This window comes from Pseudomonas sp. IT-P260, from assembly GCF_949768395.1.
Taxonomy (GTDB): Bacteria; Pseudomonadota; Gammaproteobacteria; order Pseudomonadales; family Pseudomonadaceae; genus Aquipseudomonas; species Aquipseudomonas parakoreensis.
The window spans coordinates 177,113-195,377 of the sequence record NZ_CATKPO010000041.1 but is presented as its reverse complement, the minus strand read 5'-3'; the positions used below and the strand labels follow the sequence as shown (position 1 = coordinate 195,377).

The 18,265-nt window shown below is 60.8% G+C and carries 15 protein-coding genes and 2 tRNA genes; 4 read left to right on the top strand and 13 right to left on the bottom strand.

Annotation, left to right across the window (positions count from 1 at the left end; translation table 11 throughout):
* Positions 1 to 16 precede the first annotated feature (16 nt).
* From tsaA to rimO, 5 genes are all read right to left on the bottom strand, one after another.
* Positions 17 to 715 carry a tRNA (N6-threonylcarbamoyladenosine(37)-N6)-methyltransferase TrmO gene (gene tsaA / locus ACM6HV_RS22020; RefSeq protein WP_414905284.1) on the bottom strand — a complete coding sequence of 233 codons (699 nt, stop codon included), beginning with the start codon at positions 713 to 715 and terminating at the stop codon, positions 17 to 19.
* Between the two features lie 9 nt (positions 716 to 724).
* Entirely contained in the window at positions 725 to 1,192 is a 468-nt protein-coding gene (locus ACM6HV_RS22015; RefSeq protein WP_047291996.1) for a DUF1456 family protein, read from the bottom strand.
* Positions 1,193 to 1,264: 72 nt separating this feature from the next.
* Positions 1,265 to 1,975, bottom strand: coding sequence for an rRNA pseudouridine synthase (locus tag ACM6HV_RS22010; protein WP_414905283.1), 711 nt, complete (start codon positions 1,973 to 1,975; stop codon positions 1,265 to 1,267).
* 157 nt (positions 1,976 to 2,132) lie between these two features.
* Positions 2,133 to 2,606, bottom strand: coding sequence for a GNAT family N-acetyltransferase (locus ACM6HV_RS22005; RefSeq protein WP_145597758.1), 474 nt, complete (start codon positions 2,604 to 2,606; stop codon positions 2,133 to 2,135).
* A gap of 201 nt (positions 2,607 to 2,807) precedes the next feature.
* The gene (gene rimO / locus ACM6HV_RS22000; RefSeq protein ID WP_047292002.1) at positions 2,808 to 4,145 is read right to left on the bottom strand and encodes a 30S ribosomal protein S12 methylthiotransferase RimO; all 1,338 of its coding nucleotides are present in this window, start codon (positions 4,143 to 4,145) and stop codon (positions 2,808 to 2,810) included.
* A 349-nt stretch (positions 4,146 to 4,494) separates the two neighbouring features.
* On the opposite strand from rimO, the gene ACM6HV_RS21995 reads away from it, so the two are divergent.
* The 3 genes from ACM6HV_RS21995 to ACM6HV_RS21985 all read left to right on the top strand — a co-directional run bounded on the left by ACM6HV_RS21995 (position 4,495) and on the right by ACM6HV_RS21985 (position 7,098).
* The gene (locus tag ACM6HV_RS21995; RefSeq protein WP_414905356.1) at positions 4,495 to 6,336 is read left to right on the top strand and encodes a potassium transporter Kup; all 1,842 of its coding nucleotides are present in this window, start codon (positions 4,495 to 4,497) and stop codon (positions 6,334 to 6,336) included.
* A 172-nt stretch (positions 6,337 to 6,508) separates the two neighbouring features.
* The gene (locus ACM6HV_RS21990; protein ID WP_273896440.1) at positions 6,509 to 6,799 is read left to right on the top strand and encodes a type II toxin-antitoxin system Phd/YefM family antitoxin; all 291 of its coding nucleotides are present in this window, start codon (positions 6,509 to 6,511) and stop codon (positions 6,797 to 6,799) included.
* 11 nt (positions 6,800 to 6,810) lie between these two features.
* Positions 6,811 to 7,098, top strand: a complete 288-nt coding sequence (locus ACM6HV_RS21985) for a type II toxin-antitoxin system RelE family toxin (protein ID WP_414905282.1) — start codon at positions 6,811 to 6,813, stop codon at positions 7,096 to 7,098.
* Between the two features lie 248 nt (positions 7,099 to 7,346).
* On the opposite strand, the gene ACM6HV_RS21980 is transcribed toward ACM6HV_RS21985, so the two are convergent.
* The 4 genes from ACM6HV_RS21980 to ACM6HV_RS21965 form a co-directional block, all read right to left on the bottom strand.
* Positions 7,347 to 8,639, bottom strand: coding sequence for a virulence factor family protein (locus ACM6HV_RS21980; protein WP_007964390.1), 1,293 nt, complete (start codon positions 8,637 to 8,639; stop codon positions 7,347 to 7,349).
* Entirely contained in the window at positions 8,639 to 11,278 is a 2,640-nt protein-coding gene (gene mprF, locus ACM6HV_RS21975) for a bifunctional lysylphosphatidylglycerol flippase/synthetase MprF (protein WP_414905281.1), read from the bottom strand. Before mprF ends, ACM6HV_RS21980 begins: the two co-directional genes overlap by 1 nt.
* A gap of 279 nt (positions 11,279 to 11,557) precedes the next feature.
* Positions 11,558 to 11,634: transfer RNA gene (locus ACM6HV_RS21970), tRNA-Met, on the bottom strand.
* A gap of 208 nt (positions 11,635 to 11,842) precedes the next feature.
* Positions 11,843 to 11,919: transfer RNA gene (locus ACM6HV_RS21965), tRNA-Met, on the bottom strand.
* Between the two features lie 279 nt (positions 11,920 to 12,198).
* Here ACM6HV_RS21965 and dinB point away from each other — a divergent pair.
* Entirely contained in the window at positions 12,199 to 13,260 is a 1,062-nt protein-coding gene (gene dinB, locus ACM6HV_RS21960; protein WP_047292012.1) for a DNA polymerase IV, read from the top strand.
* A gap of 98 nt (positions 13,261 to 13,358) precedes the next feature.
* Here dinB and ACM6HV_RS21955 read toward each other — a convergent pair whose 3' ends face one another.
* From ACM6HV_RS21955 to ACM6HV_RS21940, 4 genes are all read right to left on the bottom strand, one after another.
* Positions 13,359 to 14,312, bottom strand: a complete 954-nt coding sequence (locus tag ACM6HV_RS21955; protein ID WP_414905280.1) for a hypothetical protein — start codon at positions 14,310 to 14,312, stop codon at positions 13,359 to 13,361.
* A 17-nt stretch (positions 14,313 to 14,329) separates the two neighbouring features.
* The gene (locus ACM6HV_RS21950; protein ID WP_041070725.1) at positions 14,330 to 16,045 is read right to left on the bottom strand and encodes a proline--tRNA ligase; all 1,716 of its coding nucleotides are present in this window, start codon (positions 16,043 to 16,045) and stop codon (positions 14,330 to 14,332) included.
* 129 nt (positions 16,046 to 16,174) lie between these two features.
* The gene (locus ACM6HV_RS21945; protein ID WP_041070722.1) at positions 16,175 to 17,734 is read right to left on the bottom strand and encodes an AmpG family muropeptide MFS transporter; all 1,560 of its coding nucleotides are present in this window, start codon (positions 17,732 to 17,734) and stop codon (positions 16,175 to 16,177) included.
* A gap of 43 nt (positions 17,735 to 17,777) precedes the next feature.
* On the bottom strand, positions 17,778 to 18,131 hold the full coding sequence (locus ACM6HV_RS21940) for an MGMT family protein (protein WP_145597769.1): 354 nt from the start codon (positions 18,129 to 18,131) through the stop codon (positions 17,778 to 17,780).
* Positions 18,132 to 18,265: the final 134 nt, after the last annotated feature.

Here is an 18,265-nt window from a genome sequence, read left to right as displayed (position 1 = left end):
TACATTGAGCGGGGTCTCAGGTGTTGGCCGGGATGACTTCCAGTACGCAAATCTGCTCCGGCGTCGGGTAATGCCAGCGCACGTCCAGATCCCAGAACTGCGCACCGTACTCGCGCTCCGGCGCCGGCGTCTGATACGCCGGGCGCGGATCCTGGACCAGGCACTGCTCGATCAACTCGACCAGAGGCTCGCCAAGGCGCTGAGCATGCCCGTGCGCCTGTTGCAGCGCGGCGTCCGTCCACCGCACGCCAATCAGCTGTGGCGCGGCGCTGGCGATGCTGTTGGAGGCGTCAGCGATGATGTCGGCATAAGGCACATAGGGTTTGATGTCGAGGATCGGCGTGCCGTCGAGCAGGTCGATGCCCGAGATGAACAGCCGATGCGCCTCGACCTTGTCCAGCTTTACCACCGACTGGCCGATGCCATTGGGACGGTGAGTGGCGCGGGTGGCGAACACGCCCATGGACTTGTTGCCACCCAGACGTGGTGGGCGCACTTTCAGGCGCGGTTTTTCTTCCAGCGCCTGATGAAACAGGAACAGCAGCCAGACATGGCTGACCTGCTCCAGCCCTTGCACCGCGTCACCCTGATCGAACGGCGCCACCAGCTCCAGCACACCACGAGCGGCGGGGGCCAGTTGTGGCTGGCGCGGGATGGCGAACTTCTCCTTGAAGCAGGAGCGCACAAAGCCAATGGGGGAGACGCTATAAGTCATGTTGCGTGATCAGCCACGAACGCGCAGGGTCAGGCCCTTGAGGAAATTGCGCAGCAACTGATCGCCGCACGGGCGGTAGTTGGTGTGGCCGACCTTGCGGAACAGCGCGCTCAGCTCAGGCTTGGACACCGGGAACTCGGCAGCCTTGAGGATCGCGTGCATGTCGTCTTCCTTCAGTTCGAATGCCACGCGCAGCTTCTTCAGAATGATGTTGTTGGTCACCGGCACTTCGATCGGCTGCGGCGGACGACTTTCGTCCTTGCCACGCTTGAAGATCACCAGGCCATCGAGGAAGTGCGCCATGACCTCGTCCGGGCAGCGCACGAAGCCTTCTTCGTCTTCTTCTTTCTTGTCGAGGTACGCGACGACGTCTTTCAGCTCCACGTCCATGCCGCCGAGCTTGATGATCTCGACGACTTTCTTGTCGCTGATGTCGAGCATGTAGCGCACGCTGCGCAATACGTCGTTATGAATCATGTGGGTCATCCTGATAATCGTTGTGGGCAACGTGCAGGCACGCTGCCGGAATGTGTGGCGGCAACAGAGGTGTCAGAACTTCTCTTTGCCGGACAGGTAGCGCCATTGGCCCACCGGAACCTTGCCGATCGACACGCCGCCGATGCGGATGCGGCGGATGCCGACCACCTTCAGGCCAACCGCTTCGCAGAACTGCGCGATGATCCCCGGCTGCGGGTTCTTCATGGCGAAGCGCAGGCGGTTTTCGTTCTGCCAGCTGGCCTTGACCGGCGGCAGCTCCTTGCCCTTGTGGGTGAGGCCGTGCTGCAGGCGATTGAGGCCGTGGGCAACCATGTCGCCTTCGACCTCGACCACGTATTCCTGCTCGATCTTGGCCGCATCGGCAGTCAGTTTGCGCAGCACTTTCCAGTCCTGAGTGAATACCAGCAGGCCGCTGGCCTTGGGCTGCAGGTCGGCGCTGGCGGTCAGGCGCAGGAAGTGTCCGCGCAACGGACGTTTGCCGTAGCGGTGCTCTTCGCTGAGGGTGTCGGCGCTGAGCGATTGCATGGCGGTGTCGACGTCCATACCGGCCGGCACGTTGAGCAGAATCGTGACCGGCTCCGGCGCGGTGGCTTTGGCGTCCTTGTCGAGTTCGACCTTCTGGTCGGCGACCTTGAACTGCGGTTCGTCGATCACTTCGCCGTCCACGGTGACCCAGCCGCCCTCGATGAACAGCTCGGCCTCCCGACGGGAGCAACCGACCAGTTCGATGAGGCGTTTGGAGAGGCGAATCGGGTCAGTCATGACAGGGCCGTAACAAAAAAGGGGTGGGCATTGTACCTGCCTGGCGCCGGTTAAGCCCGGTTCCATTTGCAGGAGCTGCCGAAGGCTGCGATCTTTTGATCTTCACAAAGCAAAAGATCGCAGCCTTCGGCAGCTCCTACAGTGGGATTGTGGTGTGTCAGGCATGGCTGGAGCGCTGCTGGTTCTGGCGCAGGCGCATATGCAGCAGCGGGTACGGCTGGCCCATGCCGTCGACTTCCGAGCGGCCGATCACTTCAAAACCCTGTTTGAAGTAAAACCCCAGCGCCTGCGGGTTCTGTTCGTTGACGTCCAGTTCATCAGCGTTCAGATGTTGCATGGCGTAATTCAGCAATTGCTTGCCCAGCCCCTGGCCGCGATGCGCGGGATCGATGAACAGCATCTCGATCTTGCCCGCCGCGACCCCGGCGAATCCGGTGATGCGCTGCTGATGATCCTTGGTGCAGATCAGCATCACCGCATCCAGGTAACGGGTGAGCACCAGATTACGCAGCAATTCGATGTAGCTGTCCGGCAGAAAGTCATGGGTCGCGCGGACCGAGGCCTCCCAGACCCGGGTCAGTTCCTGATAATCGCTGAGTTTCGGTGTATGAATGACCGAATGCTGACGCATGCCCGTCGCCTCTTTCCAGTGGATAAGCGGGATTCCTTCCCACAGCAAACAATAGCCGTAAAAAAGCCCCGCATCTCGTAAAAAGAGCGGGGCTTTTGGTATCAGCGCAATCCCTGTAGGAGCTGTCGAGTGAAACGAGGCTGCGATCTTTCAAGAGCAAAAGATCGCAGCCTTCGGCAGCTCCTGCAGGGGGTGCGGTGTTTAGATCTGCTCAGCCCACAGGTCGTATTCGTCAGCGTCAGTCACCTTGCACCAGACCTTGTCGCCCGGCTTGAGGTTGCTGCCGTTGTCGATGAACACGTTGCCGTCGATTTCCGGGGCATCGAAGAAGCAGCGGCCGACGGCGCCTTGCTCGTCGACTTCGTCCACCAGCACTTCGATCTCGCGGCCGATGCGCATTTGCAGGCGTGCCGAGCTGATCGCCTGCTGGTGCGCCATGAAGCGCTCCCAACGGTCTTGCTTGACGTCGTCCGGGACCACTTCCAGGTCCAGGTCATTGGCCGGCGCGCCATCGACTGGCGAGTACTGGAAGCAACCGACGCGGTCGAGCTGGGCTTCGGTCAGCCAGTTCAGCAGATACTGGAAGTCTTCCTCGGTTTCGCCCGGGAAGCCGACGATGAAGGTCGAACGGATGATCAGGTCCGGGCAGATTTCACGCCAGTTCTTGATCCGCGCCAGAGTCTTGTCTTCGAACGCCGGGCGTTTCATGGACTTCAGGACTTTCGGGCTTGCGTGCTGGAACGGGATGTCCAGGTACGGCAGGATCTTGCCGGCGGCCATCAGCGGGATCAGCTCGTCAACGTGCGGGTACGGGTAAACGTAGTGCAGACGCACCCACACGCCCAAGGTGCTCAGCGCTTCGCAGAGTTCGGTCATGCGGGTTTTCACCGGCGCGCCGTTCCAGAAACCGGTGCGGTATTTCACGTCGACACCGTAGGCGCTGGTGTCTTGCGAAATCACCAACAGCTCTTTGACGCCGGACTTGACCAGGCGCTGGGCTTCGTCGAGCACATCACCCACCGGACGGCTGACCAGTTTGCCGCGCATCGACGGGATGATGCAGAAGCTGCAGCTGTGGTTGCAGCCTTCGGAAATCTTCAGGTACGCGTAGTGGCGCGGGGTCAGCTTGATGCCTTGCGGCGGCACCAGGTCGATCAGCGGGTTGTGGTCCTGTTTCGGTGGCACCACTTCGTGCACCGCGTTGACCACTTGCTCGTACTGCTGCGGACCGGTCACGGCCAGCACGCTCGGGTGTACGTCGCGGATGTTGCCTTCTTCCACGCCCATGCAACCGGTGACGATGACCTTGCCGTTTTCCTTGATCGCCTCACCAATCACTTCCAGCGATTCAGCCTTGGCCGAGTCGATGAAACCGCAGGTGTTGACCACCACCACGTCGGCGTCCTGATAGGTGGACACCACGTCATAGCCTTCCATGCGCAGCTGGGTCAGGATGCGCTCGGAGTCGACCAGTGCTTTCGGGCAACCCAGAGATACAAAGCCAACCTTTGGATTGGCCGGCGCAGGAGTGGTGGACATGTCTAACCTCGGTGTTTTGTGACGTCGCTTGCCCTGTGGGAAAGTCGACGGACGGGCGCTCAGGGTGCGCCTCTGATCAAAAAGTGCGCAATTCTAGCGATGAGCAACGCACTTGACCAGCTTTATGCAGGGAAATACGACGAGTGCTGCGCTATGCTTCGCGCCGTTGAGCTTTACCGATTTTTTACAGTCAACAAAACGTCTGTAACAACAGGTAAAACAGCGCATGCTGCACCACAAAGCATAGTGCTTCAGTCAAAGAAGCCGGTTCGAGAATCAGGAGTGTTGGATGGGTCAGGCAAGTAGTCAGGCGGCGGGCGCCGAGCATTCGGCTGCAAAACCGCTGAGCATGCTGGTCGCGGCAGTCGGGGTGGTTTACGGCGACATCGGCACGAGCCCGTTGTACACCCTCAAAGAAGTTTTCGCTGGTCACTACGGGGTGCCAGTCAACCACGACGGAGTCTTCGGGATTCTGGCGTTGATTTTCTGGTCGTTGATCTGGGTGGTCACGATCAAGTACGTGTTGTTCGTACTGCGCGCCGACAACCAGGGGGAAGGCGGGATCATGGCGTTGACTGCCCTGGCGCGACGTGCATCGAGTCGCTACCCGAAGTTGCAGGCGGTACTGGTGATTCTGGGGCTGATCGGAGCGGCGCTGTTTTATGGCGACAGCATGATCACCCCGGCGATTTCCGTGTTGTCGGCGGTTGAAGGTCTGGAGCTGGCGTTCGACGGCCTGGAGCGCTGGGTGGTGCCGATGGCGCTGGTGGTGCTTGTCGCACTGTTCCTGATCCAGAAACACGGCACCGATCGCATCGGCAAGCTGTTTGGCCCGGTGATGGTGGCGTGGTTCCTGGTGCTGGGCGGCCTAGGTATCAGCGGGATCGTCAGACACCCTGAAGTGTTGAATGCGCTGAACCCGATCTGGGGCGTGCGCTTCTTCATCGTGCACCCGGGCATGGGCGTGGCGATTCTCGGCGCGGTGGTGCTGGCATTGACCGGCGCCGAAGCGCTTTACGCCGACATGGGCCACTTCGGGCGCAAGCCGATTGCCCGCGCATGGTTGGTTCTGGTGCTGCCGGCGCTGGTGCTGAACTACTTCGGTCAGGGCGCATTGCTGCTGGAAAACCCGGAAGCGGCACGTAACCCGTTCTACCTGTTGGCGCCGAACTGGGCACTGGTGCCGCTGGTGATGCTGGCAACCCTGGCCACGGTGATCGCTTCGCAAGCGGTAATTTCCGGTGCGTTCTCGTTGACCCGTCAAGCCATTCAACTCGGCTACATCCCGCGCATGCACATTCAGCACACGTCCAGTGCCGAACAGGGGCAGATCTACATTGGCGCGGTGAATTGGGCGCTGATGGTTGGAGTGATCCTGCTGGTGATCGGTTTCGAATCTTCCGGTGCTCTGGCGTCTGCCTACGGTGTCGCGGTAACCGGCACCATGCTGATCACCAGTATTCTGGTAGCGGCGGTGATCCTTCTGCTGTGGAAATGGCCGCCGCTGCTGGCGGTGCCGATTCTGCTCGGCTTCCTGCTGGTCGATGGCATGTTCTTCGCCGCCAACGTGCCGAAGATCATTCAGGGCGGTGCGTTCCCGGTCCTGGCGGGGATCGTCCTGTTCATCCTGATGACCACCTGGAAGCGCGGCAAAGAGCTGCTGGTCGATCGCCTCGACGAAGGCGCGCTGCCGCTGCCGATCTTCATCAGCAGCATCCGCGTGCAACCGCCGCACCGCGTGCAGGGCACCGCCGTGTTCCTCACCGCACGCTCCGACGCGGTGCCGCATGCGCTGTTGCACAACCTGCTGCATAACCAGGTATTGCACGAGCAAGTGGTGCTGCTGACCGTGGTCTACGAGGACATCCCGCGCGTGCCGCCATCGCGTCGCTTTGAAGTCGAGGCCCACGGCGAAGGCTTCTTCCGGGTGATCCTGCACTTCGGCTTCACCGACGAGCCGGACGTGCCGCAGGCGCTGAAACTGTGCCACCTCGAAGACCTCGACTTCAGCCCGATGCGCACCACCTACTTCCTCAGCCGCGAAACGGTGATCGCCTCGAAACTCGAAGGCATGGCCCGCTGGCGCGAAGCGCTGTTCGCATTCATGTTGAAGAATGCTAACGGCAACCTGCGGTTCTTCAATCTGCCGCTCAACCGGGTGATTGAGTTGGGGACGCAGGTGGAGATGTAGCCGCGCCCTAACTGGAAAGCCCCCGTCAGCTTGAAGGCTGGCGGGGGCTTTTTTGTGCGTGTCCGGTTTGAGTGCTTGGTCGGATAGAGGAAACAGCAAGTTGCACTATGTTTAATTCAGCACAATACTCTGTGCATTAACGTACGCATCAGCATGTGAGTGAGAGGTGATTATGACGGCATTATTAGAGCGTGCTGACCAGGCTATTTCCGTGACTGCCATGGTCAGGAGCTTCAGCGCGAAGCTCAAGGAGATTTCCAGTCGTGCCACTGAGCGTCTGGTCATCTTCAAGGACAATCAACCGGCAGCGGTCATCATCAACGTGCAGGCCTATCAGGAAATGCTGGATGAACTTGAGAACCTGCGCATTGAAGCGGCAGCCCGTGAACGTCTGAACAATTTTGATCAGACCAAGGCTGTCAGCCATGAGGATATGCGGGCAAGGTACGCCCGGAAGGATTAAGGGAGCGCTGGATGGTTTGGGGAGTGATTTATCATCCGGAAGTCCAAGGGGATCTTGATCAATTGGGGGCAGCAGCTGCCAACCGGATTCTGGATGTAATCGAAGAACGGATCATCCATGGCGAGCCGGACAAAAGTGGCAAGCCTCTGAGAGCCAGTCTTGCGGGGTGCAGACGAATTCGAACGGGCGACACGCGAATCGTTTATCGAGTCGATGGCCGGGCCATCCAAGTGTTGATCGTCGCGGTATGTGCTCGACGTGACGAAGAAGTGTATGGCACTGCTGAAAAACGCCTCTAAACAATAAGCCCCCGTCAGCCTTGTGGCTGGCGGGGCTTTTTTGTGGCTGTGTATAGCCTCAAATCCAGCGCAAATCCCCTGTGGGAGCGAGCCTGCTCGCGAAGGCGTAGTGTCAGTCGACGAATATGTTAACTGACTCACCGCTTTCGCGAGCAGGCTCGCTCCCACAGGGGATTTTGGTGGCGGCTGGAATGTAAAAAGCCCCCGCAAGCGTAGGCTGCGGGGGCTTTTTGTTTGACCGGCGCAGATCACTCCGCCGGCTGATCCTTGCTCTGACGCTTCTCGATCAAGTCCACCAGACGTTTGGCCAGCGCCGGGTAGTTCTCGTCGAAGTGGTGGCCACCAGGCAGTTTTACCGCTTCGCCGACGGCAGTCTTGTCGGTGCAGCCGCTCTCGTCGGTCTCTTCGGCGCCGTAGATGCACACCACTTTGGCCGCTGGCAGCTTGGCCATTTCCGGGCCGGTGGCGGCTTCTTTGCCGGCGTTGCCGAGCCAGCCTTCGACTTCGATTTCGAAGCTGCCGGTGCGTGCGAAGGCCAGCAGGATGATGGCGTCGACGCGTTGCTGCTCGGTGTCCGGCAGGCGGTTGTAGATCGCCGGCAGGACGTCGGCACCGAACGAGTAACCGGTGAGGATGAAGCGCTTGGTGCCCCATTTCTGGCGGTAGTGCTGCATCAGCTCGGTCAGGTCCAGCGCGCTTTGCTCCGGGCTCTTGTGCTGCCAGTAGTAGCGCAGGGTGTCGATGCCGACCACCGGGTAACCGATCTTGGCCATCTCGCCGGCCACGTCGCGGTCGAGGTCGCGCCAGCCGCCATCACCGGAAAGGAACAGGGTCACGGTGTCCTTGGCCTGACCGGCCGGCACTTCAACCACCGGGATCGCCAGACCACCGTTGGCCTTGTCGCCGCCGACGAGGATCTTGCGCAGCTCATTGTTCAGCACTTGCGGCAGATTGATGTCGTAGTCGCTGATGCTGGTTTCGGCGTTCGGTTGATCGCGCACGAAACCGGCGCTGGTGTCGTCCGGGTTGTCGTTCCACGCCACCAGCCAGTGGCCGTGGGCGGCAGATTTCGGCAGCAGGTGGGTGCAGCCGGGTTTTTCCAGGGCCAGGTCGACCGAGATCGCCTGGGCCTTGTCGTCCTTCTGCTCGGACAACCAGCGCCAGGCCAGCACCGCGCCAGGGCCGATACCGCTGACCAGCGTAGCCGGGCCATTCAGTTCGCGCAGGCCGGTTTGCAGGGCGCGGCTCTGTTGCAGGCAGTCCTTGGGCAGAATCACCTGAACGATCTGCGCCGAGGCGCTGCGGCTCAGGGTGCTCAATTGGTTGTCGGTCAGCTTCTGGTCGTCATTGACCGCTACCAGCACCTGAGCCTTGGGCTGGGTGCCGGGAATGACGCGGGTCATGACCGTGCCGTCGGCAGCCGTCAGTGGTTGCAGTGTCGGTTGCGGTGCCGGGCGTTTGAGGTACCAGTAACCGCCGCCGGCAATCACGGCCAGCACGATCAGTGCGGCCAGGATGTACTTCAGGGAGCGTTGAATCATCAGCGTTTCACCAATCCAGTCAAGCCGCCCGCGATCAGGGCAGCAGTATCGGCCAGCGCCACCAGCGGATCGAGTCCGGCGGGCACTGCCATATAACGGGGTTCCCAGTCAGGCTGGAACTTGTCTTTGAAGCGGCGCAAGCCTTGGAAGTTGTACAGCTGCTCACCACGGCGGAAGACCATCGAGCCCAGACGCTGGGTCAGCGGTGCACCTCGCCGGGGTTGCAACCCCGACAACGGCACCATGCCCAGGCTGAAGCGCGCGTATCCGTGACTCTTATAGTGTTGAATCAGGCCGACCATGAGGAACTCCATGGTCAGCTTGGGGGCGTCCGGGTGCGACCGCATCAGGTCGAGACTGGCCAGGTCATGGCTGTAAGTCTCGAGCAGGTTGGCGAACGCCACCGGGCGGCCCTCGAAGCGAATCACCGCAATGCGGAAATGCTTCAGGTAATCGTCGCTGAAACGGCCGAGGGAGAAGCCTTTCTCGCGCACGTTCTTGCCGGTCAGCCACGCATCGGAAATCACTTTCAACTCATCCATCGGCGCCTGGCCCGGCTCATGGATTTCCAGCGACAGACCGTCGCGGGTGCCACGGTTCCAGGTGTAGCGCAGGTCCTTCATCTCCTTGCCCTTGGCTTCCAGGTCAAAGCGATGCAGATCGACCCGGGCTTCTTCGCCGAGCTTGATCGCGGTCAGGCCGATGTCCATGTAGTACGGCAGGTTCTCGGCGCGCACCTGATAGAACACCGGACGGGTGTGATGGATGTCGCACAGGTCGCGGAACTGCCAGATCATCTCGGCACGCTGCTGGCCGGGGCCGATCGGGTCGTATAGCGCCACCAGGCTGCGGCCGCGACGGGCGTACATCAGGAACGCCTCGTCGTTGGGGTGAAACAGCAGCGCCTTGTCACCGGTCAGGGCGAGGCCGCCATCGGGTTGCGACGAGGCCATCAGGATTTTCGCGGCGCGATCCAGTTCGTCCGGGGTGGGCAGATGAATCACCGGGCGAGCGGTGCGCAGCAGCCAGGTCAGGGCGATCACCAGCAACAGCACCGCCGCGCCGAGCAGCGAGCGCAGGCCGCGCGGGGCGTCAGCGTCGAGGGTGAACTGCCACCACAGTTGATGGCTGTACGGCACGTCCTGATAGGCGAACAGCAGCAGCCAGGTCGAAGCGCCCAATACACACAGGCTGGCCACCAGATACAGCGGCGAGAACGGCAGTTCGGTCAGTCGACTCGGACGATAGAACGAACGGCGGAACACCCCGAGCAGCGCCGCGGTGAGCGTCATCAGCGTGGCTTCTTCCCAGTCGAAGCCTTTGAGCAGCGAAAGCAGGGCGCCGACCAGCAACAGAATGGTGGTCAGCATCCACGCCGCTGACAGGCGACGGCGCAGGCCCTGAGCGAGCAACAGACACAACACGCCAATCAGGCTGGCGCCGAAGTGCGAGGCGTCGACCAGGCGATGCGGGATCAGAAACCCGATGTGTTCAAGGCGCGTATCGATCTCCGGGGTGGCACCGGAAAACAGCAGTACCACGCCGGACAGGAACACCAGCACCGCCAGAATCGGCGCGGCCAGACCGGACGCGGCGCGCATGGTCTGGGTCTGGAACAGGCGCTGGCCTTCGTTGATCAGCAAAAACAGGCAGGCCACCAGCAGCGGCAGCACCACATAGATCAGGCGATACAGCAGCAGGGCGGCGGCCAGCGGCGCGGCGCCGAGGGTGTCAGCGAAAGCGGCGAGCAGGATCGCTTCGAAGACCCCGACCCCCCCCGGTACATGGCTGAGGACGCCAGCGGCCAGGGCCAGCAGGTACACCAGCAGGAAGGCGCCGAACGGCGGGGCTTCCGGCAGCAGCAGATAGAGCACGGTGGCGGCGGCGGCGACGTCGAGGGCGGTGATGATCAGTTGCAGGAAGGTCAGGCGCCGGCCCGGCAGGCGCAATGTGCGGCGACCGACCCTGACCAGCAGGTTGTCGCGGTATGGCTGCTCCGGCAGGCGGCGGCGATAGATGCCGACGGCCAGAATCGCGCCAAGCCCCAGCACCACCGCGGCGATCGTGCCGAGCAGGCCTTCTGACAAACCCAATGCAGTGGAGGCGGCGGGCAGGTCGCTCAGGGTCGCGAGGGCGGCCAGCGGAGGCAGGGCGCAACCCAGCGACAGGCTGGCGAACAGCGTCATGTGCGCGACTTCCGATGCCCCCAGACCATGTCGTGCATATAAACGGTAGCGCACCGAGCCGCCTGACAGCAGCGACAGGCCGATGGCGTTGCCAATCGCAAATGCGGTGAAGCCACCCAGCGCCAGAGTGCGCGGCGGCAAGGCCACGCCGGCATAGCGACTGGCCGACCATTCATAGCCGAGCAATATGATGAAGCCGACCACCGTCGCACTCACGGCTCCCAGCAGGGCCGGTTTCGGCACGGCCAGGATCGAGTCATGCAGGGCGTAGAGATCGAGTTCGCTCAGCAGATGGCGGCAGGCAATCAGCGCAATGGCAAACAGCAGCAACGTGACCGCCAGACCGATCGGCTGGCGATATTTGCTCAACCGATCCAGCAAGCGCAGGCGCTCGGGTTTGATCGGATGTTCTGCTGTGACGGTGTCTTGTGAATCAGACGAGTTGGCGCGCATCAATCACCTCTTGGATTGTGCGCGACAGGATGGAGGTATCCAGCCAAGTTACCAATCCCTGTAGAAAAAAATAATCACAAAATACTACGCCTCTCATCCGGGATCGGCGAGGGCGGGTCATGGATGGCAGACGTCTTGCCTGCGACTCAAGCTTAGTCGCAACTCGGCGGGTCTGACGATCCTGAGCGTTTCACTGCAGCGTGACAGATCATTGTTGCGAAAGGACTTTTTCCACAGATACAAAAAAGGCCACTCTTTCGAGCAGCCTTTTTTGATGTTTGGTTGCGGGAGCCGGATTTGAACCGACGACCTTCGGGTTATGAGCCCGACGAGCTACCAGACTGCTCCATCCCGCGTCTGTGTGGCGGCATTCTACAGGCGAACGGCGAGGTGTCAACCGCTAATCCCGTAAAGGGTCAAATAAGTGTGAATTTGCGTCAAACGGTCGCAGCGCAGCGGTAAGTTTCGGAAATGCAACGAATTCCTGTTTGCTCGACTGCGCGTTGATTGAAAAACAGACGCGCACAAAAAAGGCCACTCTTTCGAGTAGCCTTTTTTGATGTTTGGTTGCGGGAGCCGGATTTGAACCGACGACCTTCGGGTTATGAGCCCGACGAGCTACCAGACTGCTCCATCCCGCGTCTGTGTGTCGGCATTCTACAGAGGATCGCCGGGGTGTCAACCTTGAATCTGGATAAATCTGTTCCTGTTCAATCGCTTAGCGCTTTTTGCAGGGCGGGAGAAGGGACGCAGGGCAGGTGGGACAAGGCTTTCAGCTCTATCGGCCAATGATTTTCGATTGAGAAAATAAATTCATTGTCGTTGTCCTACAGACTGAAAAGAACATTCGGACTACTGGTGCTATATACAGGTGTCAGTGAGATACTGCGTTTCCGGCTCACCATGTTGCTTTTTCTGTCATGACCCAGCGAAAAATCATCCACGTCGACTGTGACTGTTTCTACGCCGCCATCGAGATGCGCGACGACCCGAACCTGGCCGGCAAGCCGCTGGCGGTGGGCGGGTCGGCGGATCGGCGTGGAGTGATTGCGACCTGCAACTATGAAGCGCGGGCCTATGGTGTGCGCTCGGCAATGTCATCCGGACATGCCTTGAAGCTGTGCCCCGACCTGACCATCGTCAAGCCGCGCATGGATGCCTATCGCGAAGCCTCGAAGGAAATCCACACGATCTTTCGCGATTACACCGACCTGATCGAACCGCTGTCGCTGGACGAAGCCTATCTCGACGTCTCCGACAGCGCGCATTTTGGCGGCAGCGCCACGCGTATCGCTCAGGATATTCGCCGGCGCGTTTCCAATCAGTTGCACATCACCGTGTCTGCGGGTGTGGCGCCGAACAAGTTTCTGGCCAAGATCGCCAGTGACTGGAAGAAGCCCAACGGGCTGTTCGTCATTACTCCGGATCAGGTGGAAGATTTCGTCAGCGGTTTGCCGGTGAGCAAGTTGCACGGCGTCGGCAAAGTCACCGCGGACAAGCTGGGCAAACTCGGCATCGCCGATTGCCTGCAATTGCGCGAGTGGGACAAGTTGGCGCTGGTGCGCGAATTCGGCAGTTTCGGTGAGCGACTCTGGAGTCTGGCCCGTGGGATTGATGACCGGCTGGTGCATAACGACAGTCGCCGTCAGTCAATCAGCGTGGAAAACACCTACGACGTCGATCTGCCGGATCTGCGCAGTTGCCTCGACAAGCTGCCGGAGCTGCTGGACACCCTGAAAACCCGCATGGAACGGATCGACAGCAGTTATCGGCCGGGCAAGCCGTTCGTCAAAGTGAAGTTTCATGACTTTACCCAGACCACATTGGAGCAGGCCGGGGCAGGGCGCGATCTGGGCAGTTATCAGTTGATGCTGACGCAGGCATTCAATCGTGGCGGGAAACCGGTGCGGTTGTTGGGGGTGGGGGTCCGGCTGGAGGATTTGCGCGGCGGTTTTGAGCAGATGGAGTTATTTGAGCGGTAGATTTATGGTGTCTGTCAGGACCCCTTCGCGAGCAGGCTCGCTCCCACATTAGATTGCATTCCACTGTGGGAGCGAGCCTGCTCGCGAAGCTTTTGCTGTTAATTCGGTCCTGGATCAGCCACCAGGCGCCCGGCATCCTTGGTCAGCGACTTGAGAAACTCGGCCTGCAATTCAGGATCGTTGCGCGTGAGTTCGATCAGGCTTTGCTCCAGCTCGCTGGCTTCTTCTTCCAGACCCAGCTCCGACAGGCGCTTGACCCGGTGGACCCACTGGCTCACTTCGTCGTCTTCCAGATCGTCATAAATCAACCCGTGGGCTTCGAGCAACTTGCTGCGCAAATGACTGCTGATCGCCAGGGACGAATCGCTGTGGACGTCATCCTTGCCGTCTTCGACGCTGATTTGCAGCTTGCCGATGTGATTCAAGTCATTTTCGGCAAACGGACTGTCCAGCAGGTTCAGGCGCAGCACGCCGTTGCGGTCAGTGGTCATGTCGAAGGACTGCTTGCCAGCCTTGACCTGCACCGGGCGCTCGCTCCACGGCAGGCTCGAATATTCCGTGCGCTTGTCGCGCTGGACTTCATCGATACCGGCCAGGTTCTGTTGTGCACGACCGTGAGACTGCACGTTCATGAACGGGTTGACCCCGGCAATGCCGTAGTTCAGCCAGTCCTTGGTCACGCTGTCCGGCAGATTGCCCAAAGCGAACACGTTGACCACATTGGCGCCGAGACCGGCAACCACCGCCACTGCACCCAACGGAATCTCATAGATTTCGCGCCAGGGCTGGTAAGGCGTGTAGCGGTCGTAACGGCGTGTGACTTCGAACTCGGTGACTTCGAAGGTCTTCTGTTCGTTGATCTTCACACGTCGCTGCGGCAGCTCGAGCACCTTAGGCTCACCGACATCGATCTGCAGGCTGTGGTCGAGCAGTTTGCGCTCGACCCGCTCTTCGTGCTCGCTGCGCTGTGACATCTGATTGGCGCAGCCGCTGACCAGCAGGGCGCCGCACAAGGCGGCGCCACCGAGGCCCAAGGTGTTTCGCTTGAACATGAGGTCTCTATCTGGATTCAGCGGCGGATACGGGCCTGAAGGAAGGACAGCACATCGGCGACCGGCAGCGCTTGCGCTTCGGCTTCGGTGCGGCTCTTGTATTCCAGGTTGCCTTCGGCGAGGCCGCGGTCACTGACCACGATCCGGTGAGGAATGCCGATCAGCTCCATGTCCGCGAACTTGATGCCCGGGCTGGTTTTCTTGTCGCGATCGTCCAGCAGTACTTCGAAACCGGCGGCAGTCAGTTCTGCGTACAGCTTGTCGGTGGCTTCGCGCACCTGCTCGGTTTCATAGCGCAGCGGTACCAGGGCGATCTGGAACGGCGCCAGGGTGTCGCTCCAGATGATGCCTTTGTCGTCGTTGTTCTGCTCGATGGCGGCAGCGACCACGCGGGATACGCCGATACCGTAGCAACCCATCTCCAGCGTGACCGGCTTGCCGTTCTCGCCCAGCACTTCGCACTTCATCGCCTTGCTGTACTTGTTGCCCAGCTGGAAGATGTGCCCGACTTCGATGCCGCGCTTGATTTCCAGCGTGCCTTTGCCGTCCGGGCTTGGGTCGCCGGCCACGACGTTACGCAGGTCGGCGACGGTCGGAACCGGCAGATCACGCTCCCAGTTCACGCCGAAGTAGTGCTTGTCGTCGATGTTCGCGCCGATGCCGAAGTCGCTCATCAGTTCGACCGAGCGGTCGATGATGATCGGCAGTGGCAGGTTCAGCGGGCCGAGGGAACCGGCGCCGGCGCCAATGGCGTCACGCAGTTCGGCATCGGAGGCCATGACCAGCGGGCTGGCAACGCCTGGCTGGTTGGCAGCCTTGATTTCGTTGAGCTCGTGGTCGCCACGGATGATCAGCGCAATCAGCTTGCCTGGCTCTTCGGCGTGGACAATCAGGGTCTTGATGGTCTTTTCAATCGGCAGATTGAATTTTTCCACCAGCGCGGCAATGGTCTTGGTGTCCGGGGTGTCGACCAGGCGCAGCTCTTCGGCCGGCGCTGGACGCGAGGTTTCCCGTGGCACGGCTTCGGCTTTCTCGATGTTCGCCGCGTAGTCGGAGCCGTTGCTGAAGACGATGTCGTCTTCGCCGGACTCGGCCAGTACGTGGAACTCATGGGAGCCAGCGCCACCGATCGAACCGTTGTCGGCCTCAACCGGACGGAATTTCAGGCCCAGGCGGGTGAACACGTTGCAATACGCCTGATGCATGCGGTCGTAGGTGACCTGCAGCGAAGCCTGATCGGCGTGGAACGAGTAGGCGTCCTTCATGATGAATTCACGGCCACGCATCAAGCCGAAGCGTGGGCGGATTTCGTCACGGAATTTGGTCTGGATCTGGTACAGGTTGATCGGCAGCTGCTTGTAGCTGCTCAACTCGTTGCGCATCAGATCGGTGATCACTTCTTCGTGGGTCGGGCCCGCGCAGAAGTCGCGACCGTGGCGGTCTTTGATGCGCAGCAGCTCAGGGCCGTATTCTTCCCAGCGCCCCGATTCCTGCCACAGCTCGGCCGGTTGGGTGCTCGGCATCAACACTTCAAGAGAACCGGCAGCGTTCATTTCTTCGCGAACGATGGCTTCAACCTTGCGCATTACCCGCAAGCCCATCGGCAGCCAGGTGTACAGGCCCGAAGCGAGTTTGCGGATCATGCCGGCGCGCAGCATCAGCTGGTGGCTGACGACGACCGCATCGGAAGGCGTTTCTTTCTGTGTGGCGAGCAAAAATTGACTGGTGCGCATGGTTGGCCGTTGTCGGTTGCTATGACTGGAAATGACTGAGCAGTGTACCGGCGAGATTTGCCGACGTACAGGATTGCGCTTGGCGGTGAGGCTCGACGGCGGGAATCCTCCCGCCGTATCTGAAATGTCCTACGACTCTTCGACGACGGAGGTCGGTGCAGGCTCGGGCGTTGGCGTCGGGCCCGCGCGGCGATTTTCCTGGAACCAGTGCAGGGCAATCAGCACCAGCGTCGGCACACCGAGCAGCGCGGTGATCATGAAGAAGTTGTGGTAGCCGAACTTCTCGACCATGACACCGGAGTAACCGCCCATCAGGCGCGGTAGCAACAGCATGATTGAGCTGAGCAGGGCGTACTGGGTGGCCGAGAACTTGAGGTTGGTCAGACTCGACAGGTAGGCGACGAACGCCGAGGTCGCGAGCCCGGAACTGAAATTGTCGAGGGAGATGGTCACTACCAGCATCTGCAGGTTCGGCCCCATGTCGGCCAGCATCACAAACAGCAGGTTGGTCGCCGCCGAAGCCGCGCCACCGATGAACAGGATCGGCAGGATGCCGAAACGCACGATCAGCAGGCCGCCCATGCCGGCGCCGACCAGGGTCATGATCAGGCCAAAGATCTTGCTCACGCTGGCGATCTGATCCTTGGTGAAGCCCTGGTCGATGTAGAACACGTTGGCCATCACGCCCATCACCGTGTCGGACATCCGATAGGTGGCGATCAGTCCGAGCAGCAGCAACGCCTGCCAGCGGTAACGCAGGATGAAGTCGTTGACCGGCGTCAGCACTGGCGCCAGGCCGCGACGGCCCATGGTTGACAGGCACAGGCCGGTGAGCAGGGTATAGAGGATGGCACGCAGGAAGGCGCGGTCTTCGAGCAGCAGGTCGAGCGGGCTCATCTGACCGAACAGTACGCTGGCGAAATCGGTGTTGTAGAGCTGAGTGAACATTGCCGGAACGGACACCAGCAACACGATCAGCACGAATACCGAGGCCAGTTGATGGACGAAGCTGTAGCGGCCGGCCTGCAACTGCGTGCGCAATGGCACGGGCGGTTCGCGCATCAGCAGCGAGGTCAACAGGGCAGGGACCATCAACACCCCGAACAGGGCGTAGGTGCCGGTCCAGGCTGAATGTTGGTAGTTGAAGCCGGTGGAACCGAAGCCTTCGGCGAAGAACAGCGCGCCCGCCGTGGCCAGCAGGGCGGCGACGCGGTAGCCGGACATGTAACTGGCGGCCAGTGCGGCCTGACGGCTGTCGTCGGCGATTTCCAGGCGATAGGCGTCGACCGCGATATCCTGGGTGGCGGAGGCGAAGGCGACGATGACGGCAATGGCGATCAGCCAGGACAGGTGTTTCTGCGGATCACAGAAGCCCATGCCGATCAGGCCCAGAATCACTAACGACTGCGAGAGCACCAGCCACGAACGGCGGCGGCCCAGCTTGCCCAATAAAGGCAGGCGCCATTGGTCGAGCAGCGGTGACCAGACCCATTTGAAGGCGTAGGCCAGGCCGATCAGGCTGGCGTAGCCGATGGTTTCACGGGCAACGCCGGCTTCACGCAGCCAGACGGACAGCGTCGAAAACACCAGCATGTACGGCAGGCCGGCAGCAAAACCGAGCAACAACAGCACGAGCGTCGAAGGACTGGCATAGGCGGCTAGCGCGGCGCGCCAGGTTTTACGGGGCATGGGCTGAAGTCTGCCTCAAGATTGCGAAAACAAAGCGCGCACTCTAACCGCTGTGCTCTATCGGACGCCAGCCATGGCGCTGAATATCCACACGATTGTTCAGGATGGTGACGCCTTCAGAACGTAATCGTGCCCGTTGTTCGTCCCCCGAAGGGCTGCCCAGCGGCAGGCTGATCCGACCGCCAGCACCCAATACCCGGTGCCACGGCAGTCTGGTGTCGCCGGGTAGTTGGCTGAGGGTCCGGCCGACCCAGCGGGCGGCGCGCCCCAGACCCGCGAGTTCGGCCAGCTGACCATAGCTGACCACTTTGCCTTCAGGTACTTGGGCAAGGGTGGAATAAAGCGCCGTGCGTCGGATTTGCGCTTCGCTTTCATCGGGAGGGTTCGGCTCTTTCACCGGTGCGGTTCCTGAACATCGGTCGAGTGGATGGACTTAAGCGTAATCGCTCGTCGGCCAGATGAGAAATGAACTCAATGGAAATCGTCCGGTCAGTCCTTGTCAGGGTCTTATTCCTACGGATAATGCCGACC

What these genes read in the sequence shown, in the direction of transcription:
- tsaA (WP_414905284.1), bottom strand. Translation starts at nt 715, where the DNA reads ATGACTTATAGCGTCTCCCCCATTGGCTTTGTGCGCTCCTGCTTCAAG.
- ACM6HV_RS22015 (WP_047291996.1), bottom strand. Translation starts at nt 1,192, where the DNA reads ATGATTCATAACGACGTATTGCGCAGCGTGCGCTACATGCTCGACATC.
- ACM6HV_RS22010 (WP_414905283.1), bottom strand. Translation starts at nt 1,975, where the DNA reads ATGACTGACCCGATTCGCCTCTCCAAACGCCTCATCGAACTGGTCGGT.
- ACM6HV_RS22005 (WP_145597758.1), bottom strand. Translation starts at nt 2,606, where the DNA reads ATGCGTCAGCATTCGGTCATTCATACACCGAAACTCAGCGATTATCAG.
- rimO (WP_047292002.1), bottom strand. Translation starts at nt 4,145, where the DNA reads ATGTCCACCACTCCTGCGCCGGCCAATCCAAAGGTTGGCTTTGTATCT.
- ACM6HV_RS21995 (WP_414905356.1), top strand. Translation starts at nt 4,495, where the DNA reads ATGCTGGTCGCGGCAGTCGGGGTGGTTTACGGCGACATCGGCACGAGC.
- ACM6HV_RS21990 (WP_273896440.1), top strand. Translation starts at nt 6,509, where the DNA reads ATGACGGCATTATTAGAGCGTGCTGACCAGGCTATTTCCGTGACTGCC.
- ACM6HV_RS21985 (WP_414905282.1), top strand. Translation starts at nt 6,811, where the DNA reads ATGGTTTGGGGAGTGATTTATCATCCGGAAGTCCAAGGGGATCTTGAT.
- ACM6HV_RS21980 (WP_007964390.1), bottom strand. Translation starts at nt 8,639, where the DNA reads ATGATTCAACGCTCCCTGAAGTACATCCTGGCCGCACTGATCGTGCTG.
- mprF (WP_414905281.1), bottom strand. Translation starts at nt 11,278, where the DNA reads ATGCGCGCCAACTCGTCTGATTCACAAGACACCGTCACAGCAGAACAT.
- dinB (WP_047292012.1), top strand. Translation starts at nt 12,199, where the DNA reads ATGACCCAGCGAAAAATCATCCACGTCGACTGTGACTGTTTCTACGCC.
- ACM6HV_RS21955 (WP_414905280.1), bottom strand. Translation starts at nt 14,312, where the DNA reads ATGTTCAAGCGAAACACCTTGGGCCTCGGTGGCGCCGCCTTGTGCGGC.
- ACM6HV_RS21950 (WP_041070725.1), bottom strand. Translation starts at nt 16,045, where the DNA reads ATGCGCACCAGTCAATTTTTGCTCGCCACACAGAAAGAAACGCCTTCC.
- ACM6HV_RS21945 (WP_041070722.1), bottom strand. Translation starts at nt 17,734, where the DNA reads ATGCCCCGTAAAACCTGGCGCGCCGCGCTAGCCGCCTATGCCAGTCCT.